Origin of the sequence: Paenibacillus sp. HGH0039, assembly GCF_000411255.1 — a bacterium.
Classification (GTDB): Bacteria; Bacillota; Bacilli; order Paenibacillales; family NBRC-103111; genus Paenibacillus_F.
On sequence record NZ_KE150413.1, the window covers coordinates 2,736,190 to 2,759,756 of the forward strand.

General features: G+C 51.4%; 24 protein-coding genes. 13 read left to right on the forward strand and 11 right to left on the reverse strand.

Features of this window, described 5'->3' with window-relative positions; genetic code table 11:
* Nucleotides 1-25: 25 nt before the first annotated feature.
* Entirely contained in the window at nucleotides 26-1,405 is a 1,380-nt protein-coding gene (locus HMPREF1207_RS26790) for a sensor histidine kinase (RefSeq protein WP_009673889.1), read from the reverse strand.
* A complete protein-coding gene (locus HMPREF1207_RS26795) occupies nucleotides 1,402-2,082 on the reverse strand; it encodes a response regulator transcription factor (RefSeq protein WP_009673569.1) in 681 nt (226 codons plus the stop codon). The genes HMPREF1207_RS26790 and HMPREF1207_RS26795 overlap by 4 nt, the downstream gene beginning before the upstream one ends.
* A gap of 285 nt (nucleotides 2,083-2,367) precedes the next feature.
* On the opposite strand from HMPREF1207_RS26795, the gene HMPREF1207_RS26800 reads away from it, so the two are divergent.
* Together HMPREF1207_RS26800 and HMPREF1207_RS26805 are read left to right on the forward strand one after the other, a co-directional pair.
* A complete protein-coding gene (locus HMPREF1207_RS26800; RefSeq protein ID WP_009673840.1) occupies nucleotides 2,368-3,093 on the forward strand; it encodes a YceI family protein in 726 nt (241 codons plus the stop codon).
* Nucleotides 3,094-3,160: 67 nt separating this feature from the next.
* Entirely contained in the window at nucleotides 3,161-3,979 is an 819-nt protein-coding gene (locus HMPREF1207_RS26805) for a methyltransferase domain-containing protein (RefSeq protein WP_009673687.1), read from the forward strand.
* Nucleotides 3,980-4,105: 126 nt separating this feature from the next.
* Here the strand turns inward: HMPREF1207_RS26805 and HMPREF1207_RS26810 are convergent, their stop codons facing one another.
* Nucleotides 4,106-4,660, reverse strand: a complete 555-nt coding sequence (locus tag HMPREF1207_RS26810; protein ID WP_009673611.1) for a GNAT family N-acetyltransferase — start codon at nucleotides 4,658-4,660, stop codon at nucleotides 4,106-4,108.
* Between the two features lie 229 nt (nucleotides 4,661-4,889).
* Nucleotides 4,890-5,972: a tyrosine recombinase XerS gene (xerS, locus tag HMPREF1207_RS26815; protein WP_009673862.1), complete on the reverse strand. Its 1,083-nt coding sequence runs from the start codon at nucleotides 5,970-5,972 to the stop codon at nucleotides 4,890-4,892.
* A 327-nt stretch (nucleotides 5,973-6,299) separates the two neighbouring features.
* Here xerS and HMPREF1207_RS26820 point away from each other — a divergent pair, with 327 nt between their 5' ends.
* From HMPREF1207_RS26820 to HMPREF1207_RS26830, 3 genes are read left to right on the forward strand one after another with little or no spacing between them, the layout of a single operon-like run.
* A complete protein-coding gene (locus HMPREF1207_RS26820) occupies nucleotides 6,300-6,971 on the forward strand; it encodes a DUF421 domain-containing protein (protein WP_016424176.1) in 672 nt (223 codons plus the stop codon).
* Between the two features lie 18 nt (nucleotides 6,972-6,989).
* Complete coding sequence (locus HMPREF1207_RS26825; RefSeq protein ID WP_009673729.1) at nucleotides 6,990-7,502, forward strand: DNA-deoxyinosine glycosylase; 513 nt, start codon at nucleotides 6,990-6,992, stop codon at nucleotides 7,500-7,502.
* 45 nt (nucleotides 7,503-7,547) lie between these two features.
* Complete coding sequence (locus HMPREF1207_RS26830) at nucleotides 7,548-7,790, forward strand: hypothetical protein (RefSeq protein WP_009673773.1); 243 nt, start codon at nucleotides 7,548-7,550, stop codon at nucleotides 7,788-7,790.
* Nucleotides 7,791-7,849: 59 nt separating this feature from the next.
* Here HMPREF1207_RS26830 and HMPREF1207_RS26835 read toward each other — a convergent pair whose 3' ends face one another.
* The 4 genes from HMPREF1207_RS26835 to HMPREF1207_RS26855 form a co-directional block, all read right to left on the reverse strand.
* Nucleotides 7,850-9,013 carry an iron-containing alcohol dehydrogenase gene (locus HMPREF1207_RS26835; protein ID WP_009673688.1) on the reverse strand — a complete coding sequence of 388 codons (1,164 nt, stop codon included), beginning with the start codon at nucleotides 9,011-9,013 and terminating at the stop codon, nucleotides 7,850-7,852.
* A gap of 106 nt (nucleotides 9,014-9,119) precedes the next feature.
* The gene (locus tag HMPREF1207_RS26840; protein WP_009673630.1) at nucleotides 9,120-9,536 is read right to left on the reverse strand and encodes an organic hydroperoxide resistance protein; all 417 of its coding nucleotides are present in this window, start codon (nucleotides 9,534-9,536) and stop codon (nucleotides 9,120-9,122) included.
* Nucleotides 9,537-9,945: 409 nt separating this feature from the next.
* Complete coding sequence (locus HMPREF1207_RS26850) at nucleotides 9,946-11,355, reverse strand: PH domain-containing protein (RefSeq protein WP_231392141.1); 1,410 nt, start codon at nucleotides 11,353-11,355, stop codon at nucleotides 9,946-9,948.
* 109 nt (nucleotides 11,356-11,464) lie between these two features.
* Nucleotides 11,465-11,944, reverse strand: coding sequence for a PH domain-containing protein (locus HMPREF1207_RS26855; RefSeq protein WP_009673581.1), 480 nt, complete (start codon nucleotides 11,942-11,944; stop codon nucleotides 11,465-11,467).
* Between the two features lie 258 nt (nucleotides 11,945-12,202).
* Between HMPREF1207_RS26855 and HMPREF1207_RS26860 the strand changes: the two genes are divergently transcribed.
* A complete protein-coding gene (locus HMPREF1207_RS26860; RefSeq protein ID WP_009673555.1) occupies nucleotides 12,203-13,504 on the forward strand; it encodes a Stk1 family PASTA domain-containing Ser/Thr kinase in 1,302 nt (433 codons plus the stop codon).
* Nucleotides 13,505-13,698: 194 nt separating this feature from the next.
* Entirely contained in the window at nucleotides 13,699-14,256 is a 558-nt protein-coding gene (locus HMPREF1207_RS26865) for a hypothetical protein (RefSeq protein ID WP_009673616.1), read from the forward strand.
* Nucleotides 14,257-14,410: 154 nt separating this feature from the next.
* On the opposite strand, the gene HMPREF1207_RS26870 is transcribed toward HMPREF1207_RS26865, so the two are convergent.
* Together HMPREF1207_RS26870 and HMPREF1207_RS26875 are read right to left on the reverse strand one after the other, a co-directional pair.
* Entirely contained in the window at nucleotides 14,411-14,983 is a 573-nt protein-coding gene (locus HMPREF1207_RS26870; protein ID WP_009673733.1) for a hypothetical protein, read from the reverse strand.
* A gap of 163 nt (nucleotides 14,984-15,146) precedes the next feature.
* Nucleotides 15,147-15,332, reverse strand: coding sequence for a hypothetical protein (locus HMPREF1207_RS26875; RefSeq protein WP_009673626.1), 186 nt, complete (start codon nucleotides 15,330-15,332; stop codon nucleotides 15,147-15,149).
* A 214-nt stretch (nucleotides 15,333-15,546) separates the two neighbouring features.
* On the opposite strand from HMPREF1207_RS26875, the gene cls reads away from it, so the two are divergent.
* The 5 genes from cls to HMPREF1207_RS26900 all read left to right on the forward strand — a co-directional run bounded on the left by cls (nucleotide 15,547) and on the right by HMPREF1207_RS26900 (nucleotide 20,079).
* Nucleotides 15,547-16,992 (forward strand): cardiolipin synthase, encoded by a 1,446-nt coding sequence (cls, locus tag HMPREF1207_RS26880; RefSeq protein WP_009673867.1) that lies wholly within the window; start codon nucleotides 15,547-15,549, stop codon nucleotides 16,990-16,992.
* Nucleotides 16,993-17,212: 220 nt separating this feature from the next.
* Nucleotides 17,213-17,929 carry a YebC/PmpR family DNA-binding transcriptional regulator gene (locus HMPREF1207_RS26885; RefSeq protein WP_009673580.1) on the forward strand — a complete coding sequence of 239 codons (717 nt, stop codon included), beginning with the start codon at nucleotides 17,213-17,215 and terminating at the stop codon, nucleotides 17,927-17,929.
* 178 nt (nucleotides 17,930-18,107) lie between these two features.
* Nucleotides 18,108-18,497 carry a GntR family transcriptional regulator gene (locus tag HMPREF1207_RS26890; RefSeq protein WP_016424177.1) on the forward strand — a complete coding sequence of 130 codons (390 nt, stop codon included), beginning with the start codon at nucleotides 18,108-18,110 and terminating at the stop codon, nucleotides 18,495-18,497.
* Nucleotides 18,494-19,393: an ABC transporter ATP-binding protein gene (locus tag HMPREF1207_RS26895; RefSeq protein WP_009673816.1), complete on the forward strand. Its 900-nt coding sequence runs from the start codon at nucleotides 18,494-18,496 to the stop codon at nucleotides 19,391-19,393. Before HMPREF1207_RS26890 ends, HMPREF1207_RS26895 begins: the two co-directional genes overlap by 4 nt.
* Nucleotides 19,390-20,079: a hypothetical protein gene (locus HMPREF1207_RS26900; RefSeq protein WP_009673618.1), complete on the forward strand. Its 690-nt coding sequence runs from the start codon at nucleotides 19,390-19,392 to the stop codon at nucleotides 20,077-20,079. The genes HMPREF1207_RS26895 and HMPREF1207_RS26900 overlap by 4 nt, the downstream gene beginning before the upstream one ends.
* A gap of 278 nt (nucleotides 20,080-20,357) precedes the next feature.
* On the opposite strand, the gene HMPREF1207_RS26905 is transcribed toward HMPREF1207_RS26900, so the two are convergent.
* Nucleotides 20,358-20,795, reverse strand: a complete 438-nt coding sequence (locus tag HMPREF1207_RS26905) for a MarR family transcriptional regulator (RefSeq protein ID WP_231392186.1) — start codon at nucleotides 20,793-20,795, stop codon at nucleotides 20,358-20,360.
* A 264-nt stretch (nucleotides 20,796-21,059) separates the two neighbouring features.
* Here HMPREF1207_RS26905 and uvrA point away from each other — a divergent pair, with 264 nt between their 5' ends.
* Entirely contained in the window at nucleotides 21,060-23,564 is a 2,505-nt protein-coding gene (gene uvrA, locus HMPREF1207_RS26910; protein WP_009673690.1) for an excinuclease ABC subunit UvrA, read from the forward strand.
* Nucleotides 23,565-23,567: the final 3 nt, after the last annotated feature.

A 23,567-nucleotide genomic window follows, 5' to 3' on the forward strand; every position in this document is an offset into this window, starting at 1 on the left:
TTATGAACGGACGATGAACGGAAGATTACAGTTGAGGAAGCCGGATCTGAAATACCGTTCCTTCGCCCGGAAGGCTCTTTGCTTCGATACTGCCCTTGTGCAAGGTGACGATTTTATGAGCGATGGACAGTCCTAGGCCGCTGCCGGAGCGGGAGCGGTTGCGGGATTTATCCCCTTTATAGAAGCGGTCAAAAATATGGGGGAGGTCTTCGGGAGGGATACCCGGTCCGGTATCGCCGATTGAGACGAGGATTTCATGTTGTTCTTGCCGGATTTGAACGGAGATTGTGTCCCCCGGCCGGGTAAATTTGATGCTGTTGGCAATCAGATTCAACCACACCTGATGCAGAAGCTGCGAGTCCGCGCGAATGACCAGTTCGGGGAGATCCAGCTGAAGCTGAAGCTCTTTCTCCGTCCACTGCCATTCCGTCGTAATGAAAATTTGGCGGATCTGCTCGTCCAGCCGGAAGGAAGAAGGTTTGAGGGCGCTCGTTTCTTTGTCCAGAGCGGCGAGCGTCAAAAGCTCTTTGCTGAGGGACGACAGCCGGCGGCTTTCTTCTTCAATAATCCGGAGGTATCTTCGTTCTTCCTCGGGTGTAGCGCCTTTTTCCAGGATGCTCTGGGCAAAACCTTGAATTGTTGTGAGAGGAGACTGAATTTCATGCGAGACATTGGCGACAAACTCCTGCCGCATCTGATCGAGTTTCTCCAGCGACTGCGCCATTTGCGTAAAATGCCGGGCCAAGTTGCCGATTTCGTCGCGCCGCGTGACGTCCATGTGGATGTTGTAGTCTCCGCCTACGATCTTGTTCGTGGCTTCCGTCAATTTCTGTACGGGCTTAACGATAAAGCGGGTGGAAACAATAATCAGCACCAGACTGAGCAGAAACGTGAAACCGAGCAGAAGCGCCATCAGAATCCGGACTTCTCCGATCTGCTGCTCCATGTCGGGACGAATGAACAAGGCCATGGTTTTGCCGCCGCTTCGAACCGGAAGACCGATGCTGTTGCGGATGCTGTTCTCGAAAAAACCCGTGACGAGGAGGAGGTGGCGCTCTTCCATAACTCCGTGATAAGTGTCGCCGTTCAGCACGCGGACAATCGTGTCCCGTTCGATCTCCTTATGTTTAAAAGGCGATCCGTAAAAAGTTCCCCGGAGTTCATCGTCTACCGCGTAAACCTGGAACCCCATATTGGCGATGCGGGTCAAATACTCGCCCAGCCCAAGTCCCGGAATTTCCTCGTACAGGCCCCGGATTTCCTGAGAAATTTTTAAAATCTTTTGTTCGTTATAGTCCCGGAGCTTGGCGGAGTAGTAGCCGTTGGAGAAGAGAAGTGCGGCCGCGCTGCTGACCACGGCGATCAGAAGGAAAGTGATAACGATCCGTACATATAAGGTCTTCATGTGGAGCACACCTCTAATTTGTAGCCGAGGCCGCGCACCGTTGTCAGCACGAAGTCGCTCGTTTTCTCGTGAAAACGTTCCCGCAGCCGTTTGATGTGCACATCGATTGTCCGGCTGCCTCCTTCATAGTCAGCTCCCCAAACCAGTTTCAGAAGCTGTTCCCTCGTAAAAATGCGTCCCGGCTGGCTGGCCAGTTGAGCCAGCAGTTCAAATTCTTTGAGCGGAATGACATAGGTCTCTCCGTCCATATGTATTTCATAGCTCTTGCGATCTATAACGGTCCGGTTCAGTGCGATAACATCCGAGGAAACGAGCTGATACCGACGCAGCAGAGCTTTCACCCGGAAAAGTAGTTCTTTAGGCTCGAACGGTTTTACGAGATAATCGTCCGTACCGGACAAATATCCTTTTTCCTTGTCCTCAAGTTCACCTTTGGCGGTGAGTAAAATAACCGGGATGTCGTAATAGCTGCGGATTTCTTCGCAAAGCTCCAGTCCGTTTTTGCCCGGCATCATAACGTCGATAACCGCGAGATGAATTTGCTCCCGTTCCAGCAGCGCGGCGGCTTCTTCGCCGTCAGCTGCCTCGGAAACGAGGTAATTTTCCTTTTTGAAAATAAATTGCAGAAGCTCACGGATATGCGCATCGTCATCGGCAATCAAGAGATGAGTTTTCAAGCTAACACCTTCTTAAAGGAAATGGTTGTTCCATTATTGTACTCGAATCCTGGCGAATGTAAAAATTGTCTTAAAATTTGAATAATTCCGTATACCCAGAAAAATAAGGAGAGGAATATGAATTTTTATGACGAATTAGTTATCTAGGACAAATTTCCTATAACGGTGGCTTTTAGGAGATGAACTGAAAGCGCTTATTAGAAAAGCATAATGGTTTTCATAATATATGTTATGTAAACAATAGAAGGCCATCCGGTTATGCCAAAAAGGGGGCATTGCTTACGAATGAATCGGAGTCGCTATTGGTGGTTCGGTACGCTTGGAGCTGTTCTGATTTTGGGGAGTTTGACGGGATATATCGCAATTGCCAGGGAACCCTTGTGGATACAGGAGAAAGAAATACAAAAAGGGGATAAGCTGGGTCCGCTCCAATTGGGAAAGACGTGGAAAGTGACTGCGGGGTCTTCGGCGGCGCTTTCGGTCATATCTCCACACGAATCGCTGGATTTGACGTTTCCGAAGCTTTCGGGGCTGTTAAAAATCAACCAGGAAGACACGGAACACATAGTCGGTACGGTTGCTGCCGACATGACCTCTCTTTATTCGGAAGATCCTGCCTGGAACGCCAAACTGCGGGACTGGTATTTTTTTAACGTAAAAGCTTACCCGGAAGCCTCGTTCCGGATCGTTAAAGTGGGCGGGTTCGAAAAACCGCTGCTGGAAGGGGAACCTCACCCGCTGACGATCGAGGGCGAATTGACCGTTCGGAATATGACCCAACCGATTCAGTTTAAAGGGGAGATCAAGCATATCGGGGGCCGAATGGAGCTAAAAGCAAGGTGCAGCGGCCTGGAAACCAAAAATTTCGGTATTCCCGAGCTTCTCGAACCGATCTATACGGGGAAAAATACGGCCACGCTTGAAGTGACGCTTATTCTGGAACCTGAAGATCCCGATACCTCTAGACACAGGCAAGCCGATTCGCACAATTTCCGTGAGATTGGCGCTTGACCCATGCCAAACATCCTTTTCATCCATACGGTAATAGTATCTGGTAAAGGGATAGGGAGCGATGGGTATGAAAATCGATTTGGGATGCGGCCTGCGCAAACATCCCGGTTTTATCGGCATCGACAAAGCGCCGCTCCCCGGTGTTGATCTCCAGTGCGATTTAAACGACGGTATCCCTCTAGAAACCGGTACGGTTGATTTCGTTATGGCCAGCCGTTCACTGGAATATGTGCCCGATCTTATGAACGTGATGAAGGAGATTTACCGTGTTTGCCGGCATAAAGCAGTCATCTGTCTGCTTGCTCCATATGCGCATACCTCTTATCATGCGGTAAACCCGCAGTTCCGTTCCTGGTTTGACGAACAGCTGCCCCGGTTTTTTACGAACGAGTTGTATGTATACGATCCTTTGCGTGAAAACAGCTATATGACTGACGTGCCCGCCGGATGGGATAAGGGGGCCGTGACCGAGATCGATTTAAAGCTGCTGCGCTGCGAATTCTTTTATCTGCCGCAGTATCTGTCTCCCATTTACGATGAAGAAGACCGGCGTATGCTCCGGCAATCCACGCTAAATGTGGTGGACGAAATCTTGTATTATTTCGTAGCCGTCAAGGAGCCGATCTCTCGGCAGGAGCTGGAAGAGCTGGCCCAGGGTACTTACGAAGAGCCGCTTCTTCTGGCGGAGCGCAGAAGGGAAGAGGCCGCCAGAGAGGAGAGCAGGCTGCCGCCGGAGAACACGTTCCGGCATGAGCCAGGCTCCGTCCTTCCCCAGCGGGATCCCCTGCCGGTTCCCCCAAAACGAAGGAAAGGGAGCAAGAAACCAGTGAAAAAGAAACCGGCTGCGCGAAAACCGGTAAAAGGCTTGCGTAAACGGAAACAGTGAACCGGAACAAAGCTTATACACCGGTCAAGGTCGTAAGGCGCATGGAAAAAAGACAGTTCAGGAGAGCTTATACAAGCTTCGTGTGAACTGTCTTTTGTCATGTCGGAAGTGATCCGGCCGGGAGAGTTAAGACCGCGGCCGCTCGTCTTCTTCGAGGATGGCAAACATTACATGATCCTGCCAGACTCCGTTGATTTTCACGTTTTTGCGGGCGACTCCTTCACGCTGAAACCCCGCCTTTTCCAGCACTCGAATGGAGCCGATGTTGTGAGGCATAACGCCCGCTTCCACGCGGTGAAACCCCGCTTCATCGAAAGCGAAGTCCAGGGCGAGGCGTGCCGCATGCGACATAATCCCTTTGCCCTGGTAGGCGTGATCCAGACAGTATCCCATCATGCATTTGTGCGCCGGTTCTCGGGCGGCGTGAAACAAGGACATCTCGCCGATCAGCTCATCGTTTTCCTTAAAAAATATCCCGAAATTGTAGCTCTTGTCCGCTGCCCGGTCCTCGGTCCATTTCCGTATCCGTGCGGACTGTTCATCAAGCGTATAAAACGAGTCGGGACGTGTAATCGTAAAGGGCTCAAAGTGGGCCCGGTTTCTTTGCATAAGAGAGAGGAGAGCGGGAGCATCCTCCTGGGTCAAATAGCGGAAGTAAATAAGATCAGTGGTTATAGGCATGATGGTCACGGCATCCTTTGCGACAGAGTGGAGTGAGTGTAATGGAATCTGACGGAAAACAATATTCATTTATGGCATTAACTATAGTCAATTAACCTTATTAATCATCTTACAAAAGCCTTGTCCTTCCTTACCGGCCTGGACGCGCCGGCCCTAACGGTTTCGAATCGGGTCAAAGAAAAAACGGATATATTTAATGGTGTTAATCATTAGTGGCACGAATAAAAGTTTATCCTTCTTTCCGCTTATCGATCGCTTCTTCCATCGTTTTATCGGTCAAGTGGGCATAAATTTGCGTGGTATCGGACGACGCGTGTCCAAGCTGTTCCTGTGTCTTGTACAAATCATTTTGCAAATAATAGTCGGTTGCGAATGAATGCCGCAGCTTATGTACGCTTAGAAAAGGCTTGCCGAAGCGCTTCGCATATTTGATGACCATTTCCTGTATGGCCCGTTTGGACATCAGCTGCCCTTCCTTTTTACCATTAGGAATCGTAAGAAAAAGCGCTTTTTCCTTCTTGGGGGGATGGTACCGGGTTTCTCTAAGCTGCAGGTAACAGGTTAAATCGTCCACGGCCTCCTGCCGGAAGAAAACCCTTGTCTTGAAGGAACCGTCGTTGTTCCCTTTGCGGTACACGTACACGGTTCTTTTTTTCATATCGAGATCGTCCAGCGTTAAATTAACGACTTCCGACACACGCAGGCCCGAATGAAGAATAAGGCTTACGATGCAGGCATCACGGATTTTGTTCAGTTCGTACGCATACAGGGCCTGCTTGTTGTTCGCAATGTCATGTTCGTACCCGCTGCGGATATAGTCGATAAATTCGAAGATCTCATTTTCCTGAAGAAGCTTTCCTTCCAATTTTCCCGCCAGATCTTTGGCCTTGTTCGTCCGCTTGATCTCGATCTTGGCCATCACGTTCCGTTTAAGCAGCGGATAATAATTTTCGTCCTCGGCGATCTGGCTCAAGTAATGAAATAAAGAACGCAGAGACGAAATTTTTCGGTTAATCGTAATCTTCGTGTTGGCTTGATCTTTCTTCGTCGCCAGATAAGCCCGGTAATGATCGACGCTCTCCATATGGAGCTTCTCCAGATCCTCCAGTGGAATGTCCGCCATCCGTTCCGCGGTGCTGAGTCCCTCGGCCAGAAGCCAGGAAAAGAACGTTTCATAATCCCTTACATACTCCAGCAGAGTGGAAGGGGAGAGGTCCGGAAGCTTGTGATGAATGAATTTATCCACATACCAAGGCATAAAAGGAATCTTTTTATCGAGTTCTTCGCGGTCTTTTTGTTTTTGAATATTCATCGGGTGCACCTCAATACCTTTCTTAAATCAAGCGAGCCTGAAACATGGAACCATCCACAGATCGGAGCGTCATTGGTATAATTTGGCAATCTAAAATAAGACAATCAATTGTTTACATAATAATTATTATGTAATTTAACAAAGCTGTTCTTCACTGTTTTATCCGTGATCTCCGTCTTTCTATTATATACCATGCCCGGCTGACGCGGAATTCCTGTTTGCAAGCAGGCTTTTCCGGTTATTGAGTACTATCTGAACGCCTTGACGGCTGTCTTCAGGTTACCGATATTACGTAGACCAGAAAGCGGGTGTTCCAGTGTGGATTTTATGTACATCGGCATCAAACTGATTACCGGATTCATCGGCTTATGGGGAATGACCCGGCTGCTCGGCAAAAAGGAAATTTCCCAGCTCACCCCGTTCGATTTCGTTTCCGCTCTTATGCTGAGTGAACTTGTGGGGAACACCGTGTATGATAAAGAGGTCAAATATCTCGAGCTTCTGTTTGCGCTCGCCTTCTGGACCGTGCTTTCCCTGACCTTCGAAAAGATCACCCAAAAATATAAAAAGCTGCGCCGCGCCTTCGAAGGAAGTCCGGCTGTCGTCATTGAGAAAGGGAAGTTGAACGTAAAGGCTATGCGATCGAACAGTCTTGATCTGGAACAGCTTCTTATGCTGCTGAGGGAGCAGGGGATTTTTTCCCTTCACGAAGTCGCTTACGGTATTTTCGAAAACAACGGTTCGCTCAGCATTCTGAAAAAATCGCCGTACGATACGGTCGTCCGGGGAGACTTGAACCTGCCGGAAGAACCCGTCGAACTCCCGGTCCCTCTAATCGAAGAAGGAGAAATCAAATTCAAAGAGCTGAACCGCATCGGCCGCGACGAAGAGTGGCTGAAGGAACGAATGAAAGAGTCGGGGTTCAAGCAGATAAAAGATATTTTCTATGCGGAATGGCATCGTGAACACGGCTTCTACGCATCGGGATGGGGAAAATAAGAAGAGGAGAAGGTACTTATGTTATGTATGGGATTCGAGCCCGTCATCGCTCCGGACAGCGTCGTTCTGATTTTGGGCTCCATGCCGGGAGAGCTTTCGCTGGAAAGACAGGAATACTACGGAAATCCGCGCAACGATTTCTGGAGGCTGCTGGCTTCGCTGCATGGTGAAGACCGTGTGCCGGATACCTATGAAGAACGGCTTCGGTTTGCGGTCAACCGCAAAATCGCTTTATGGGACGTGCTCGCTTCCTGTGAGCGGGAGGGGAGTCTGGACGCGAACATCCGGGAGCCGGCCGTGAACGATTTTGACGCGTTGTTCGCGGAGTATCCGAACCTTCGCACCGTCATGTTTAACGGCGCAGCTTCCGAGAAACTGTTCCGTAAGCATGCCGGGCACCTGCTCGCCGACAGCCGGCTCCGCTTTGTCCGGCTGCCGTCCTCGAGTCCGGCCAACGCCATGGGCTGGGAGCGCAAGTTCGCCGCCTGGCGGGAAGCCTGGCAGGGCATGCCCGGCCGCCGGGACGAATAAACGCGGCGTTGGATCCTGCCGGGTTCCGAAGGCGGCTGACCTGGCATGCCGTTGACTGCGATCGCTGATCGCAAGCACTGCCTGCTGCAGCAGGCTGCCAGCCCGATCGCACGGCTGAAAGCGCGCACGCAGTGCCAAAACGGCCGGCGGCTCCGCAGGCAGGAACAGCGGCCTTCGCGCCGGGGACATCCTGCCGGGCGGGTCAAGCCCCTGCTGACGCAAAGAAGCCCCGCTTCACTGACAACCGTCAATGAAGCGGGGCTTCTTCTATGTTCAGCAGGGGCTTAGGCTAGGCCGCTTCACGCGGCGTACGCCTTGCGGGGGCTTTGCCGGGAAGGTCCGTACCGTTACAGCGATGCCTTGTAAATGGCCGTCACGTCTTCGCGGTCCAGACGCTTGAAGTAGCCGAACGGACCGTAGACCATCGCACGGTCGACCATGACGTCCAGCTTGCTGTCGTCGATGTCGTAATCCGCCAGACGGCTTGGCGCGCCGATGGAATTCCAGAAGCTGCGAAGCGCTTCAATCCCTTCAAGCGCGACATCGCGGTCGGATTTGCCTTCGGCCGGGATGCCGAACACACGGACTGCGAACTGCTTGAAACGTCCGACATTCTCATCGAGAACGTGCGTCATCCAGTTCGGGAACAGAATGGCAAGACCTCCGCCGTGCGGAATATCGTAAACGGCGGAAACCGCATGTTCGATATTGTGGGTCGCCCAGTCTCCCTGCACACCCATGGCCAGAAGGCCGTTCAAAGCCATCGTGCCGCTGTAAAGAATGGTTTCGCGGTATTCGTAATTCTCCAGATCTTCAACCAGCTTCGGAGCCGTTTCGATCACAGACTTCAAGATGGTCTCGCAAAAGCCGTCTTGGACAAGCGTGTTCGGCGTATGATGGAAATACTGCTCGAATACGTGCGACATAATATCAACCATGCCGTACACCGTCTGATCTTTCGGTACGGTTGCCGTGAAGGCCGGATCGAGAATGGAGAATTTCGGGAAAACGAGCGGGGAACCCCAGCCGTATTTCTCTTGGGTTTCCCAGTTGGTGATGACGGAACCGGCGTTCATTTCCGAACCGGTCGCCGCCAGCGTCAAGACGGTTCCGAACGGCAAGGCATCCGCGGGGGATGCTTTGCGGGTCATGAAATCCCACACGTCGCCGTCGTATTTAGCGCCCGCCGCGATCGCTTTCGTGCAGTCGATGACGCTGCCGCCGCCTACGGCGAGGATCACTTCGATGTTTTCTTTCTTGCAGAGATCCGCGCCGCGCTTGACCGTACTTACGCGGGGGTTCGGCTCTACGCCGGCCAGTTCGAAAATTTCGGCACCGGCGCCTTGGAGCAGGGAAACGACCTGGTCGTAAAGCCCGCTGCGCTTAATACTGCCGCCGCCGTAAACGAGGAGAACTCTTTTGCCGTATGCGGTAAGCTCTTTAGGAAGCTGCTCCAGCTGTCCTTTGCCGAAAATGAGCTTGGTCGGATTATGGAAAGTAAAGTTTTTCATAAAGGGATCTCCTTCTACCGGGAAGATGGACGGAACTATCCGTCTTTTCTATTGTAGCCTATGAGCGGGGCCGCAATCCACTTTATCCAGGTAGGGATTGGAAGAATTAAACCGCTTGAAGCTCTACCTCAATATTTCCGCGTGTCGCACGGGAATACGGGCAAACCTGATGAGCTTCTTCAAGCAGCTCTTCAACCTGGGATTTATCCGCTCCAGGCACGGATAGCTGGAGTTTAGCCGACAATTGCAGGCTTCCGTCCTCGTTTTTGCCGATCGAAACATCTGCCGTCAGCTTCGCGTTTTCCGTGGAGATGCCTTTTTTCTTGGCGACCAGTTCTACCGCGCTCAAAAAGCAAGCCGAATAGCCGGAAGCGAACAATTGTTCGGGGTTCGTTCCTTCGCCACCGTCGCCGCCCATTTCTTTGGGCATGCTGAGCTGTAAATCCAGTTTGCCATCCGGGGTAGCTACCCGTCCTTTGCGTCCACCTTGAGCTGTTGCGGAAGTCGTATACATGGTTTTCATGATCGTTTATCTCCTTTCGATTGTGAAAAATGTCAGCCAAATCAAGGATTTGTCCGCTCCTATTCCTTAAAGCAACGGAAGAAGGATGAAACGAAAAGGGGGGTAAGGAAAATTGTGGATAACGGAAAAATCATCTGAAAGCGAACAAGAAGGAACGTTCGGATAACGAAATGCGCTTTTTACGGGGTGGAGAACAAATGTTCCATTTTGGGTAAGCCTGGGCGCAAAACGGTGAAGGCAGATGTAAATTATGAAAGGGGAAGGTTCAAACCATATAACGAAGAAGGGGTTTACTCTTTTGAAGTAAACCCCCTGAAGCCGGCCAATCCGTTCGATATTTCGACGGACATGATTGACGCTTTTCATTTCGATATTTACCGGGCCGTACGGCTCCGGCGCCAACGCTGAGTTAGTCCTTGCCGTGCGTGTGATCTGCGCTTCTGCTGAACCAGGACCACACCCGCTGCGCATCCCGTTCTTCGATGAAGGAGACTTCGCATGCGGTTGAGCTCGTGTCTCCCATCACCGAAACGGAGAGGCTGAGGAGATGCTTGCGCCTCTGAGAGCGGGTGCCTTTCATGCGCAGGCTCAAAACTTGAGGGCGCCGCACGAGCCAGGTCGACCTTGCGATCATCCGGCCGCGAACGGTAAGCTGGCTTCCCTGGAGAGTCATTCCCGAGCTTCTGAAGCGGGAGTAAGACCAGAGGAAATCCAGCAGAAGCAGCAGCAGTCCCCAGAGGGCGGCCGGCCCCCAGAAATAGACGGCGGCGGCCGCAAGAACGGCCACTACGGCAACGTCGGTGCGGCTGTAATACAGCAGCGCTCTAGCCGGCGGCCGGTTCTCGATAGCCGGCAGGCTGAAACGCGGGAGCAGCTGCGGCAGAAGCTGCGGAATCCGCTTGGCGGACACCAGCGGCATGAGCATGATTTTTTCTTCTTTGGATGAAGAAACGACCCGCAGCTCGATTTGCGCCCGTCCTATAAGCTGCCGCACCAGTCCTTCTTTAATCAGCACCGCCTGTACGCGCGCCTCTTGGAAGGTGTGCTTCTTTTTTTCCAGCAGCCCGTAGGAAACGGTGAGCGTTCCGGCCTCGGCCCGGACGGTAAAGCCCGCGTATTTGAGCAGATACAAGAGTCCCGCCAGCAGCCATGCCGCCGCCAAACCGCCCAGGCCCAGCAGGACGTAGATCAGCCAGCCCCCGTGCAGCTCGTTGCGCGCGTTCCATAGCCGTGCATACAAATTGCCGGGAAGCACGTCGTCGGCAAGAGACAAGACACCGGCCACGAAGGCCGCGATCAACCCGATGTTCAGCGTTGAGAACGCGGCAAGAATCAACGTTCCGGCCGTTGCCCGATAAGCGTACACGCCCGTCTCTTCCGCAGAGGCGGTTTGCGGCGGCCGGCCTTTTGTTTCGGCAGGTACTGCGTCTGGCTCGATTGCCTTCTCCATGCTTCCGTTTCCTTCGCCGCTTTCTGCGGTAACGGGAGAATAACCGGACGAGGAGAGGAACGCGTTAATCTCCCGGATGATTCTTGCGGCTTCTTGAGCCGATACGGCGGGCAGTACGCCGTCGGACTCCTTTTTGCCGCCCGGCATTTCGAACTTGAGCTGCACGACGCCAAGCAGCCGCTGCACAAAAGGCTGTTCCGTATTCATCGAATGGATTCTGGGATAATACATGATTTTTTCCTCGCGGAAAATAAGGCCTTTTTGAATGATCAGACGGTCTTCTTCCAGCCGGTAGTGAAACGTGCTCCAGCCGACGGCCCCGAACCCCGCGAACAGCGCGCAGACGCCGAGCAGAATGAGAAACGGCATCCATCTCCATTCTCCTTCCCGTATGGCAATAAGCACAAAAACCGGCACCAGCGTTTGAAGGGTCTTCAGGACGGGGAAAAAGATATAAGACTTATGTAATTTGCGCGGCTCATTCATCTTCGTCCACCGCCCTTGCGAGCACGCCCAGCCGGTGTTTTAAAGCTTCCGCGTCGTCCTCGCTGAGGCCTCTGATCCGGTGGGTCGTAGCCGCAGTCACGATTTTCAGCTCGGCGAGTCCGTAATATCTCTGCAGCGGCCCCCGCTCCAACTCAACGTGCTGGACACGTACCATCGGCACCAGGATATTCGTAATCCAGATCCAGCCGCTGCGGATCTCCAGTTCTTCTTCGGTTACTTCGAACGCATACAACCGGTATCTGGCCTGCGGAATCACGAACGTGAACAAAACAAGCGATACGGCGGAAGCGGCTGCCGCAATCCAGCCGGGAAGCATGAACCAGTCACGGCTTTGGGCCGCCATTAGGTAAGCGAACGAAGCCAGCAGCAAAATGCTGTTTGTCAGCAGCGAACTGATCTGCGATACGGTCACAAATCGCCGGTCCAGACGGCGGGTCAGCGGTCTATTCATTTCTCATCATCCTTTCCTTTACGGTTCTCTCTGTCTGGTTTCCAGCCTTATCCACAAAGGCCTTTCCCCATTATAAGACATTTTTTCAAAACTGGAAGAAGAGGGAAGGATTTTTGCTATTTTCTCCGATTTCCTTCATAATGACACGAGAGACGCTTGTTTTCGCGCACAAAACATGAATAAGCTTCGAATGGTATACTATAGAAAGAGAACGATTGGAGAATCGTAGAGGATCGCACGGACGGGAGGACTGTTAGAATGGAACAGCGCATTGGAGAGCGGTACGTATTGACCGAACCGATTCATCCTTTGGCGGATGGCGTCATGTATGCAGGGAAAGACCTGTCTTTGCACCGGGATGTATTTCTGCTCATGGTAGAAAAATCAGGGGACGCTTCATCATCCGATTACTTGCGTGTGCTCGGTCAGGCCGCACAGTTTTCGGACGAACGTTTTTTTCATATTTTAAACGCGGGACTTGCCGAAAATCATGTCTACACGGTATTGACCGCACAGAAAGGAACACCGCTTTCCGCTCAACTGGGACGCCACCGTATGCGGGGCAAAGAAATTGTCTCCGCTGTTTTCGATTTGGGCAAAGGCATGCAGGAAGCGATGGAAGAGGGAATCTCCGGCTTCTCCGTAACGGCCGAGAATATGTGGCTGACGGAGGATAACCGCCTGAAAGTGATGAATTACTGGTCACCCGGAAAACTGGTTTCGCGCGGCTCGCTGGGTTTATGCACGCTGCTCTATCAAATCAGCACGCATTCCAAACAAGGACCGGCGACGTTCGACCAGTACCAGGAGAATGTGGTGCCGAGCCTGACCGGTCTGACGTCCGGACAGAAAGAGGCGCTGCTTGCTTTGTCGCGCCGTGTTTTCCGCGAAGAAGTTTCGCTGTCTTCTTTTATATTCAGCCTGCGGGAAATCATCGCGCTGGAGAAATCGCCGGAGGCTCCGCCTAAGGCGTTCATCCCGCCGGCCGCTCCTCCGGCGGAGCCGGTACGGGAGACGGCGCCGCCGCGCATTCAGTACCGCCAGGAAGAAGAGCCTGCGCCGGAACGGGTGCGGCGGACAGAGAAGCCCCCTAGGGCAAAGGAGCCGGAAGCGGAAGAAGCCGACACCCGGGAGAAGATGCCGCTCAGGCGGACCATCTGGACCTTGGGGACCGTGGCCGTGGTCCTGCTCGGCATCGCTGTCTTCATGTATATGCTGCTGCCGGGCGGACCCAGCAAAGGTCCCGGCAGCGGCGGTACGGCAGGCAATACGGCGACTGCCACGCCGGCGCCTACGCCGACAACGACGGTTAACACGTCGACTCCGGAGCCTACACCGACGCCAACGCCGGCAACCGAGGCGGTGCCGGGCCAGATTCCGAACCTGATCGGAATGACCCAGGAAGCCGCGGAGCAGGCGGTGAAAGCGGCCGGCATGCGGTATTCGTACTTCATCGAACCGAATCCCGCCGAGAGCGGCACCGTATTCAGGCAGGAGCCCGCGCCTAATCAGCCCGCGAACAAAGGCGACCGCGTTACGTTCTATATCAGCAAAGGATAATAACCGGCCGCCGCAAGTCTTATAACCTTAGCGAAAGAGCCTACACCTCGGGTGGACGGCTCTTTTTTCGCATATCTCACCGATTCTCTGCAAATTTATCCCTTCACAAGACATTTGATAACCTACCTGAAAGACTGGAAATCGTTTACTATTATTCACGGAGACCGAAAAGTAAACAAGGAGGACGGGGGCGAGTGGAGAAAGAGTGGTCGATGTGGGGCAACGAGCGTTATTTGTTTGACCTGCTTATGCATTCGGAAGGCTCATCCATTAAGATGCTGGAAATCATCCTTCAAGAACAATTGAGCGAGGAAGTCGTCGAACAGGTGCTGATCCCTTCTAAAAGCTTACATAAAAAGCCTCGCGCCGTCTTCGGACAGACAAGCCCGCTGCTGCGCAGAGTCAGTTCTTACCGATATAGGGAAGAGACCATTCTTCATAAGGCGATTTACGCTCATCTTGAGGCGCTGCCGGAAGGTGCGCTGGACGGGATGAATCACGAGGATCTTCATCTGGAGAAGCTGATTGACAGTCTGGAAACGAAGCGGGAAATCCTGTACGCGGGCTATGAGAACAACCGAAGCGCAGACGTCTGTTTCCACCCGGTTAAGCTCAAAGCGGATCTTTTTCCCGTGAAAGAATATCAGCTTACGTGCAGCGGCTCCGTCTGTTTTCTGGTTCACGAGCTGTTTGATGCGGAGCTGATTTTACGGCATTCGCGCAGGAAATTAAGAAAAGAGATTTTTATGTGAAATCGTAAGGACCTGCACCTTCCTCAACATGTTAATCATAAATAACAGACAACAACAAAGCTTTAAATGATTAGCGACTAGCGGCTTCCGGGATGTTCCGGGAGCTTTTTTTTGAGCTTTTTGGGGCATCGTCGGGAAAATTTGCTTCGTAAGGTCATTTCCTACTAGATTGCTGCCCATTCTCATATAGCTGATACATGTCCATCTCCGCGTCCAGAGACTTGGCGTTTTGGAAAGCTTCCTTGACGCTTCGTTTATTCTGAATGAGGTCGTAGAAAAGCCTCAAAACAAACATGAGCGCGTCATTTCCATCCGGATAATCATTTGGCCCGATATAGACTTCGCAACCACTGTCGAGAAATGCTCGTGCCGTCTCTGGTTTTCCTACTGAGCATCCGGTGCCGATTACTGTTTTCCCTGCCAGCTTGGCAAATCGTCTGATCTCCTCCGGCCCAAAGTTACCTTTGGGTTCTCCCGGTTCATAGATACTTTCGCCCAGCTCTGGCATGATAAATTGGCCTTCATCGCCATGGAAGCAAAGAATGATCAAATCCGTATTCGGATACAGGTCCTTACCGGATATAAGATCAATCAGATCATTCGGTCTGCCAATCCAATAAGTAAAAACTCTTGCACCAAAATACTCCAGAGTGCTTCGGATTGCTTGGACTTCCATATCGCAATCAGGTCCGCATACCAATGCTACGTTCATTACAGGCTTACTCATCTTCTTATTCTCCTTATAATCTCAATTTTTATCTAAATAATAGAGTACAATCATATGGAGGTCCTCGGGCTTTGGGGCTAGAGGCTATGTGTTACATATTAATTCGGATCATTGAAAAAAAGAACAGGCGCAGCATACGCCCGTTCTTTTTTAGTTAAGGGGATTAACTATGATAGCTGCCTGTCGGCGCGTTTAGCACCCATTCCAGCATCAGCGTCATATCGTCCAATTTCTCCAGCTGCGCTTTCAGGAAATCGTTCTCCGGGTCGCTGTTCAGGCGTTCCTGCACCGATTGTTTCTGTTTATTTAACTCCGTTAACTTTCTTTGGACTTGATCTTCTGTTCGCATGGCGGTCCGCACCTTTCCACAAAAATTGTGACCTTCGACATGTTATTTTAGCATGTTTACAGGTGCGAACGTCAAGAATCTCCCGCATACGACAATTTATTCGAAAAGAAACCGGGATAAACTTTTCGATTTCATCCAAAATGATGTATGATCATGAAAGGGACCGGCAACCAAAATATTCCCGGATCTCTTAGTTAAACGGAGGTACGCATCTTTGGACATCTTGATGAAACTTTATTCTTTTGTTCCTCTATTGAACTTTTTGTTTGCTCTAGCTGTCGTGTTTATGGAGAAGAGGAACGCGAGCGTTACGTGGGCTTGGGTGATGGTTCTGATTTTTTTGCCCGGAATAGGATTTATCCTTTATTTGATCTTCGGACAGAACATGAGCCGGCGCAAAATTTACAAGCTGAAGGAATTTAATCAGAAAGATATCGACAATCTGATCGAATCCCAGCGCAGAGGCTTCCGTGAAAGCCAAGTGAGATACAAGGATCCGGTTATGGCCGATTATCAGGATCTCATTTATATGAACTTGACCAGCAGTTCCGCGGTTTATACCCAGGACAACGAAGTCGAAATTTTTACGGACGGCAACGACAAGTTCGCCTCTCTGCTAGCATCGATTAAAGAAGCTCAGAGCCACGTTCACCTGATGTATTACATCGTCAAAGACGACCGGCTCGGGCGCAGAATGATCGAGGCGCTTGCGGAGAAAGCGAAAGAAGGCGTCGAGGTCCGCTTTCTATTCGACGATATCGGCAGTTCTTGGCTGCCCCGCCAGTTTTACAAGCCGCTGCTGGATGCGGGCGGAGAAGTGGCTATTTTCTTCCCGTCCCGTATTCCGTACCTGAATTTCCGCGTCAATTACCGGAATCACCGGAAGCTTGCGATCATTGACGGCATGACCGGCTATATCGGCGGATTTAATATCGGCGACGAATACCTCGGCATCAACGAGCGGTTCGGCGACTGGCGCGATACACACCTGAAAGTAACGGGCAGCGCCGTTCTGCAGATGCAGGCCCAGTTCTTTATGGACTGGAACCTGGCGTCTTCTCACTACCTCAAGGCGGTACCGCGCTACTATCCTTTAATCAAACATCAGGGATCGGTAGGCATCCAGATCGTATCAAGCGGTCCCGATAATGAGCTGGAACAAATCCGTAACGGATATTTGAAAATGATTTATGCGGCCAAAGAAAGCATTTTTATCCAAACTCCTTATTTCGTGCCGGACGAGAGCCTTCTGACCGCTTTGAAAATGGCCGCGCTGTCGGGCGTGGATATCCGGATCATGATCCCGTCGATTCCCGATCACAAAATGGTTTACTGGGCCACCAAATCCTATCTGGGAGAACTGCTCAATTTGGGTGTGAAAGGGTACTTGTACGAGAAAGGATTCCTCCATGCCAAAACTATCGTTATCGACGGCAAAGTCGCTTCAGTCGGGACGGCCAATCTCGATATGCGCAGCTTTAAGCTGAATTTTGAAGTCAATGCTTTTCTGTTCGACACCCGGACCGCTACGCGGCAGAGGCTTATTTTCGAGGAGGACATGCTGCACTGCTCGCAGTTTACGCCCGATATGTACAAAGCCCGGTCTCTCATGGACCGTATCAAGGAATCGGTAGCGCGTCTGGTTTCTCCGATTCTATAGCGCAAGAGAAAAACCCGCGTTTTCGGCGGGTTTTTGTGTTTTCAATACAGCGGCGGAGCGGGCTGCAGACGATTTTGAAAGGATTCGAACTTGTTCAAGAGGTCCCATTAGATATATAATATACACGTTATAATAGAGGCAGCACTTGCTAGGGCGGAAGATCGACTTCCACCGCTGCCATCCTCGGTAAATACTTTTCTGAAAGTGAGTGGGATCATTAATGGGCCGTAAGTGGAACAATATAAAAGAGAAAAAAGCGTCGAAAGACGCAAGCACAAGCCGGATTTACGCGAAATTCGGCCGTGAGATTTACGTGGCTGCCAAGCAGGGCGAGCCTGATCCGGAATCCAATCGTGCTCTGAAGGTCGTTCTTGAGCGTGCAAAAACATACATGGTGCCGAAAGCGATTATCGACCGTGCGATCGAAAAAGCGAAAGGCGGAGGAGAAGAAAGCTACGACACGCTTCGTTACGAAGGTTTCGGGCCCAACGGCTCGATGGTGATTGTCGATGCGCTGACCAACAACGTAAACCGGACCGCTTCGGAAGTACGCTCCGCTTTTAACAAAAACGGAGGCAGCATGGGCGTCAGCGGCTCGGTTACCTATATGTTCGATCCGACGGCTGTTTTCGGCGTTCAGGGCAAGTCTTCCGAAGAAGTGCTGGAGCTTCTGATGGAGGCCGATTTGGATGTCCGCGACATCATCGAGGAAGAAGATACCGTTATCGTTTATGCGGAATCCGACCAGTTCCATGCGGTACAAGAAGCGTTCAAAAACGCGGGAATCACCGAATTCACCGTAGCCGAATTAACGATGCTCGCGCAAAACGATCTGGAACTGCCGGAAGATGCGCAGGCCCAGTTTGAGAAATTGATCGATGTTCTGGAAGACCTGGAAGATGTCCAGCAGGTTTATCACAACGTAGACCTCGGATAATAAACGTGTATAAGCCGCCTTCGGGCGGTTTTTTTGCGTATGAGAAAGTGTTTTATTATATAGATTACATAATAAATATTATGTATCTTCATTGCGAAAAATAACAGGCGCCTATTGACGGGGTGCCTCTTCTCTTGTATGGTTAATTACATGAGTAACTAACCAGCAAAGTTTGTACATGAAAGTGGTGATAAAAGTGTCGTTCAGAATTGATGACAGCCGTCCTATATTTATGCAAATCGCGGAAAAGATCGAAGATGACATCATTGAGCAGCGGCTGCCAGAGGAAACCCAGGTTCCTTCGACCAATCAATTCGCATCGTTCTACCAGATTAATCCGGCAACGGCGGCCAAAGGTGTTAACTTGCTGGTGGACCAAGGCATTTTATACAAGAAGCGGGGGATCGGCATGTTCGTTGCTGAGGGAGCACGACAAGGATTGATGGAGAAGCGGAAAACTCAATTTTACGAGCAATTCGTTGTCTCGATGGTTCAAGAAGCAGAGAAACTCGGTATTACAAGCGAGCAGTTGATCGAGATGATCCGGAAAGGGGATAGAAGCGGATGAAAGAAGTTGTAGTGGAAGTCAACCGGCTTACGAAAACATTCAATGAGGTTACAGCGGTCGACGGGATCAGTTTTTCCATAGAACCGGACAAAATTTACGGTCTGCTCGGAAGAAACGGGGCGGGCAAAACGACGGTCATGCAAATGGTTACCGCGCAAATGTTTCCTACCAGCGGGGAGCTGAAAGTGTTCGGACAGCATCCCTATGAAAATTACGACGTAATGAAGCGGATCTGCTTTATCAAAGAAAGCCAGAAATACCCCGATAACTTTCGGGTAGCGGATGTGTTAAAAGTCGCGGAAGCTGTTTTTCCGAATTGGGACGGCGATTACGCGGGGGCGCTGATCCGGGACTTCAGACTCCCGCTTAAGCGGAACGTCAAAAAGCTTTCCAGAGGAATGCTTTCCTCGGTCGGCGTTGTAGTCGGGCTTGCCAGCCGCTCGCCGCTTACTATTTTCGACGAGCCTTATTTAGGCCTGGATGCCGTGGCGCGGAGTCTTTTCTACGACCGGTTAATCGAGGACTATACGAGGTATCCGCGCACGATCATTTTATCCACACATCTGATCGACGAGGTAAGCCGGCTGTTGGAGCACGTCCTTGTCATTGACAGCGGCAAACTGATTCTGGACGCCGAAACGGAAGAACTGCGTGGAATGGCTTATACCGTGATCGGCCCGGCTGCCAGCGTTGAATCTTTCGTACAAGGAAAAGAAGTGATCCACCGGGAACCGTTCGCGTCTATGCTTTCCGTCACGGTTATGGGGGATTCCGAATCCAGGGCTAAGCTGCTGGCCACAGACATGGGGCTTGAAATTGCACCGGTTTCCCTGCAGCAGCTGATCATTTACCTGACGAAGACCAATCTCGAAGAGAAAGTGGTGAACGGGTCATGAATTTGCAGCGTTTGTCCGGAATTATGAGTATACATTATCGGAATAAGGTGCTATGGCTGTATGTTCCCGGCGGGATCCTACTGGGGAATTTTCTCGTTAATTACCTCGTGAGCCGGTTGACGGGAGGCGTTGAGATCTATACCGGCGGCTTGGCCTCCATCTTTGTCTGCCTGTTTATCGGAGGTATTCTCACCGCCGCACAGACGTTTCCTTTTGCGCTTGGATTCAGTGTACGGCGTACCGACTATTACCTGGGTACTCTGCTCATGTTTGCAGGTGTGTCCGTCCTGAGCGCTCTGCTGGTACTTCTGTTATCCTGTATGGAGGTATGGACCGGCAATTGGGGAAGCAATCTGCATTTTTTTCATTTACCTTATTTGAGCGACGGAACGATCTTGGCGCAGTTCATTATTTTCTTTAGCCTGCTTATCTACAATCTATTTACCGGTTTTGTGATCGGGAGCTTTCAGCGTAAATTCGGAGGAAAAGGTACATTCATCCTGATGGCGGCTCTTTTCCTGGTAATTACGATACTGGCTTTTCTTAGTACCGCCAACGGATGGTGGGGTGCGATTTTCAGTTGGATAGCCGGGCATACGGCCGTACAATTAGCGGTTTGGCTGTTTCCCGTGACATTGATATTCGCCGCGGCTTCTTATGTGCTGCTCAGAAGAGCGAGCGCTTGATCGGATATGGAGGACGTCCGTTTTAACGGGCGTCTTTTTTTGCGGCTGCATAGCGGAGAAAAGTTCAGGTTTTCGTGAGGTGAAAGTGAAAAGAGTTTTTGTTTACATAATATATATTATGGTACGAGTAAAAGGGAACTATAAGGATTGACCTCGAGGAAGAAACGTTCAAGAAGATGCACGAGTTTTCGGCAGGAGGGGGTACCCACAAATAGGATGGTTCCCGGATTAAGCTTAACGATCCGGAACACCATCCTTTTTATTTTCAACTGACACGTTCAAGAAGGAGATTTGCCGCGAGTTTCGGAGCTCAAGTGCTGAATTTGCTCCTCCAGGACCGTACTTGCCTTCGTTAAGAATCGGTTAATGAATTCAAGCTCTTCATCCGTATAGGAGGCGGCGAGGTTAACCATCGCATCGTGAAGGGGGAGGTACGTACTGCTGACCTCTTCTTTGTCTTCATACAAAGGGACAATAATGACCTTGCGGCGGTCGTTCGGGTCCATTTGCCTGCGGACAAAACCGTTTTTCTCCAAACGGTCAATCAGAGCCGTAACACTGCCCGTTGCAAGTCCGGTTAATTTCGACAGTTCACCGGCGGTGATAGGGCCTTTTTCGTGCAGGATATCTATGGATAGAAAATCATTATTGTACAAACCCAGACGGGCCGCTACATTTTGCTGGTACAGAACGGTTCGGGTTCCTAATCCGCGCATACGCAGGGTGAAATTTTCCTGAAGCTCGGTTGGTTGATCTTTCCGGTCGCTTGACAATAGAAAACCCTCCTTTTAAGATGTATATATCTCGATGAACGAGATATTAGATTTATGAGATAATACACAATCAAGATACTAGATCGTCGTATGATTAACCCTATTCATTATAGTATCGGAATCATGACTCGTTTGCAAAGCCGATTCCCGTGCTAGGTAAACCTTATAACGATACATTCCAATCAAGTTGGATGAGGAGGTTTCTTTATGAAAGACAGCATCGTGATTAAAGGTGCGAGAGAGAATAACCTGAAAAGCGTCTCGCTTTCGATTCCGAAATACAAACTGGTTGTCCTGACGGGTCCGTCCGGCTCCGGCAAATCGACGCTGGCTATGGACACGCTTCAGAGGGAGTGCCAGAGACAGTATATGGATTCCATGGGATTGACGTCGGATTCGATCGGCAAGCCGAAAGTTGATTCCATTGCGGGATTGTCCCCGTCTATCAGCGTCGGACAGCATGTTACAAACCGTAATCCGCGCTCGACGGTCGGTACGGTGACAGACATTTACACGTATGTCCGTTTTATCTTTTCCAGACTTGGGGAGCGGGTATGCCCGTCATGCAGCGGCAGTATTCCGCCTTCATTCGAACCGTCGGGGCAGCTAGTGGAGGAAGACGAGGATCTGAATCCCCAGTCGATCTACTGTCCGCACTGCGATGCTGAACTCGAAAAGCTGGGGATGCCGCACTTCTCTTTCAACAAGCCGGAAGGAGCCTGTGAAGCTTGCGGAGGCCTTGGACATGTGGCGAACATCCATGAAGCAGCCGTTTTCAATCCGGAACTCAGTCTGCGCGGCGGGGGAGTCGCTTCACTAAACGGTGTTCATCGCGACATCCAAATCCGTATTCTGGTGGCGGCCGGTAAGCATTACGGATTTGAATTTGATCCGGACCAGCTTTTAAAAGACTACGGTGATATTCAGCGCGACCTGCTGTATTACGGAGTGGAAAGCGAAGCATTCAAGCGTCACTTCCCGAACGTTAAGCCAGTCCAAGGCACAAAATTCGAAGGAGTCATTCCCGGTTTATGGCGGCGTTATAAGGAGAAGGAAGGGGAGTCCGGCGCCCAGGAGAAAGACGGCGGGTTTTTCCGTGAGCAGCTTTGCCCGGAATGTCATGGAGCCCGCCTGAAAAAAGAAATCCGGCTCGTGCGGGTAGCCGGCGCGTCTATCTCTGAAGTTTCGGACTGGTCGCTGGGCGAGGTCTACACATGGACGGAAGGACTGCAGGCTGTTCTCCCTGCCGAAGGTCTTCATCTGCTGGAGCCGATTCTGCACGATATGCCTACACGGCTGAAACGGATTATAGATGTGGGGCTCGGCTATCTTTCCATGAACCGGCAGACCGTAACGCTGTCCGGCGGAGAAGCGCAGCGGCTTCGGCTCGCCTCATTGCTTGGCTCCGGCCTGACCGGCGTGCTGTACATCCTGGATGAACCGACGACCGGTCTTCATCCGCGGGATACGGCCGGCCTCATCCGGGTGCTTCAGGAGCTGCGCGACCTGGGAAACACCGTACTCGTTATCGAGCACGATATCGAAATGATGCGCGCTGCCGATCATCTGATCGATATCGGTCCGGGAGCCGGACTATATGGGGGAACTGTTGTCGGCGAAGGAAGCCTGGAAGATTTGATGGCAAGCGAGCTTTCGGTTACGGGAGCTTACCTGAGAGAAGAAAGTCTCCCGGCCCCCATACGTGTACGAAGAAAAGGAAACGGACAGCAGATCACGATCCGGGAAGCTCAGCTCCGCAATATCCGAATCCCGGAAGTTTCCTTTCCGCTTGGAAGCCTGGTGTCCGTAACGGGAGTTTCCGGTTCGGGTAAATCCACGCTCGTCTTCGATATCCTTGCCCAAGGAGGTCAGGACGGTCCGGAGAAGACGGGATGCAAGGAAATAACAGGCATGGGGCATGTTGGGAACATTGTAATCTTCGACCAAACGCCGATGGGGAGAGTCCAGCGCTCGAATGTCGCGACCTACACGGATGTGTTTACCCACTTGCGGCAGCTGTTTGCGGGCTTACCGGAAGCTAAGGAAAGAAAGCTGACCTCCAAGCATTTTTCATTTAATACACCTGGGGGACGCTGCGAGACATGTCAAGGGCTGGGCGTGCTGTCCGTAGATATGAATTTCCTGCCCGATCTTGAAGTAAAGTGCCACGACTGCAAGGGAAGACGGTTTACGGAAGAGGTACTCCAGGTTCAATATAAAGGCCTGTCCATTTCGGATTTGCTGAATATGTCCGTTCAGGAAAGTCTGCCGATTCTCCAGACGGAGACTAAAATGGCAGGCATCATCACCATGCTGTGTGAGGTAGGGCTCGGTTACCTGAAATGGGGCCAATCGGTTAAAACGTTGTCTGGCGGTGAGGGACAGCGGATCCGACTGGCGAAAGAATTGAGCAAACCGTCCAAAAACCACACACTCTATCTATTGGATGAGCCGACGACCGGTCTTCATCCCACTGACATCAGACAGCTTCATGTTCTGCTCAATAAGCTGGTCGATACGGGAAACACCGTTGTGGTGGTCGAACACAGCCTGGAACTGATCCGGGAATCCGACTGGGTAATCGATATCGGACCGGAAGGCGGCGCAGCCGGAGGCCGGCTCGTAGCGCAAGGTACGCCGGAACAGGTGGCCGATGTGCCGGCTTCCTATACGGGCCTGTTCTTGAAGCGGGTTTTATCCGAGGGGATTTAACTA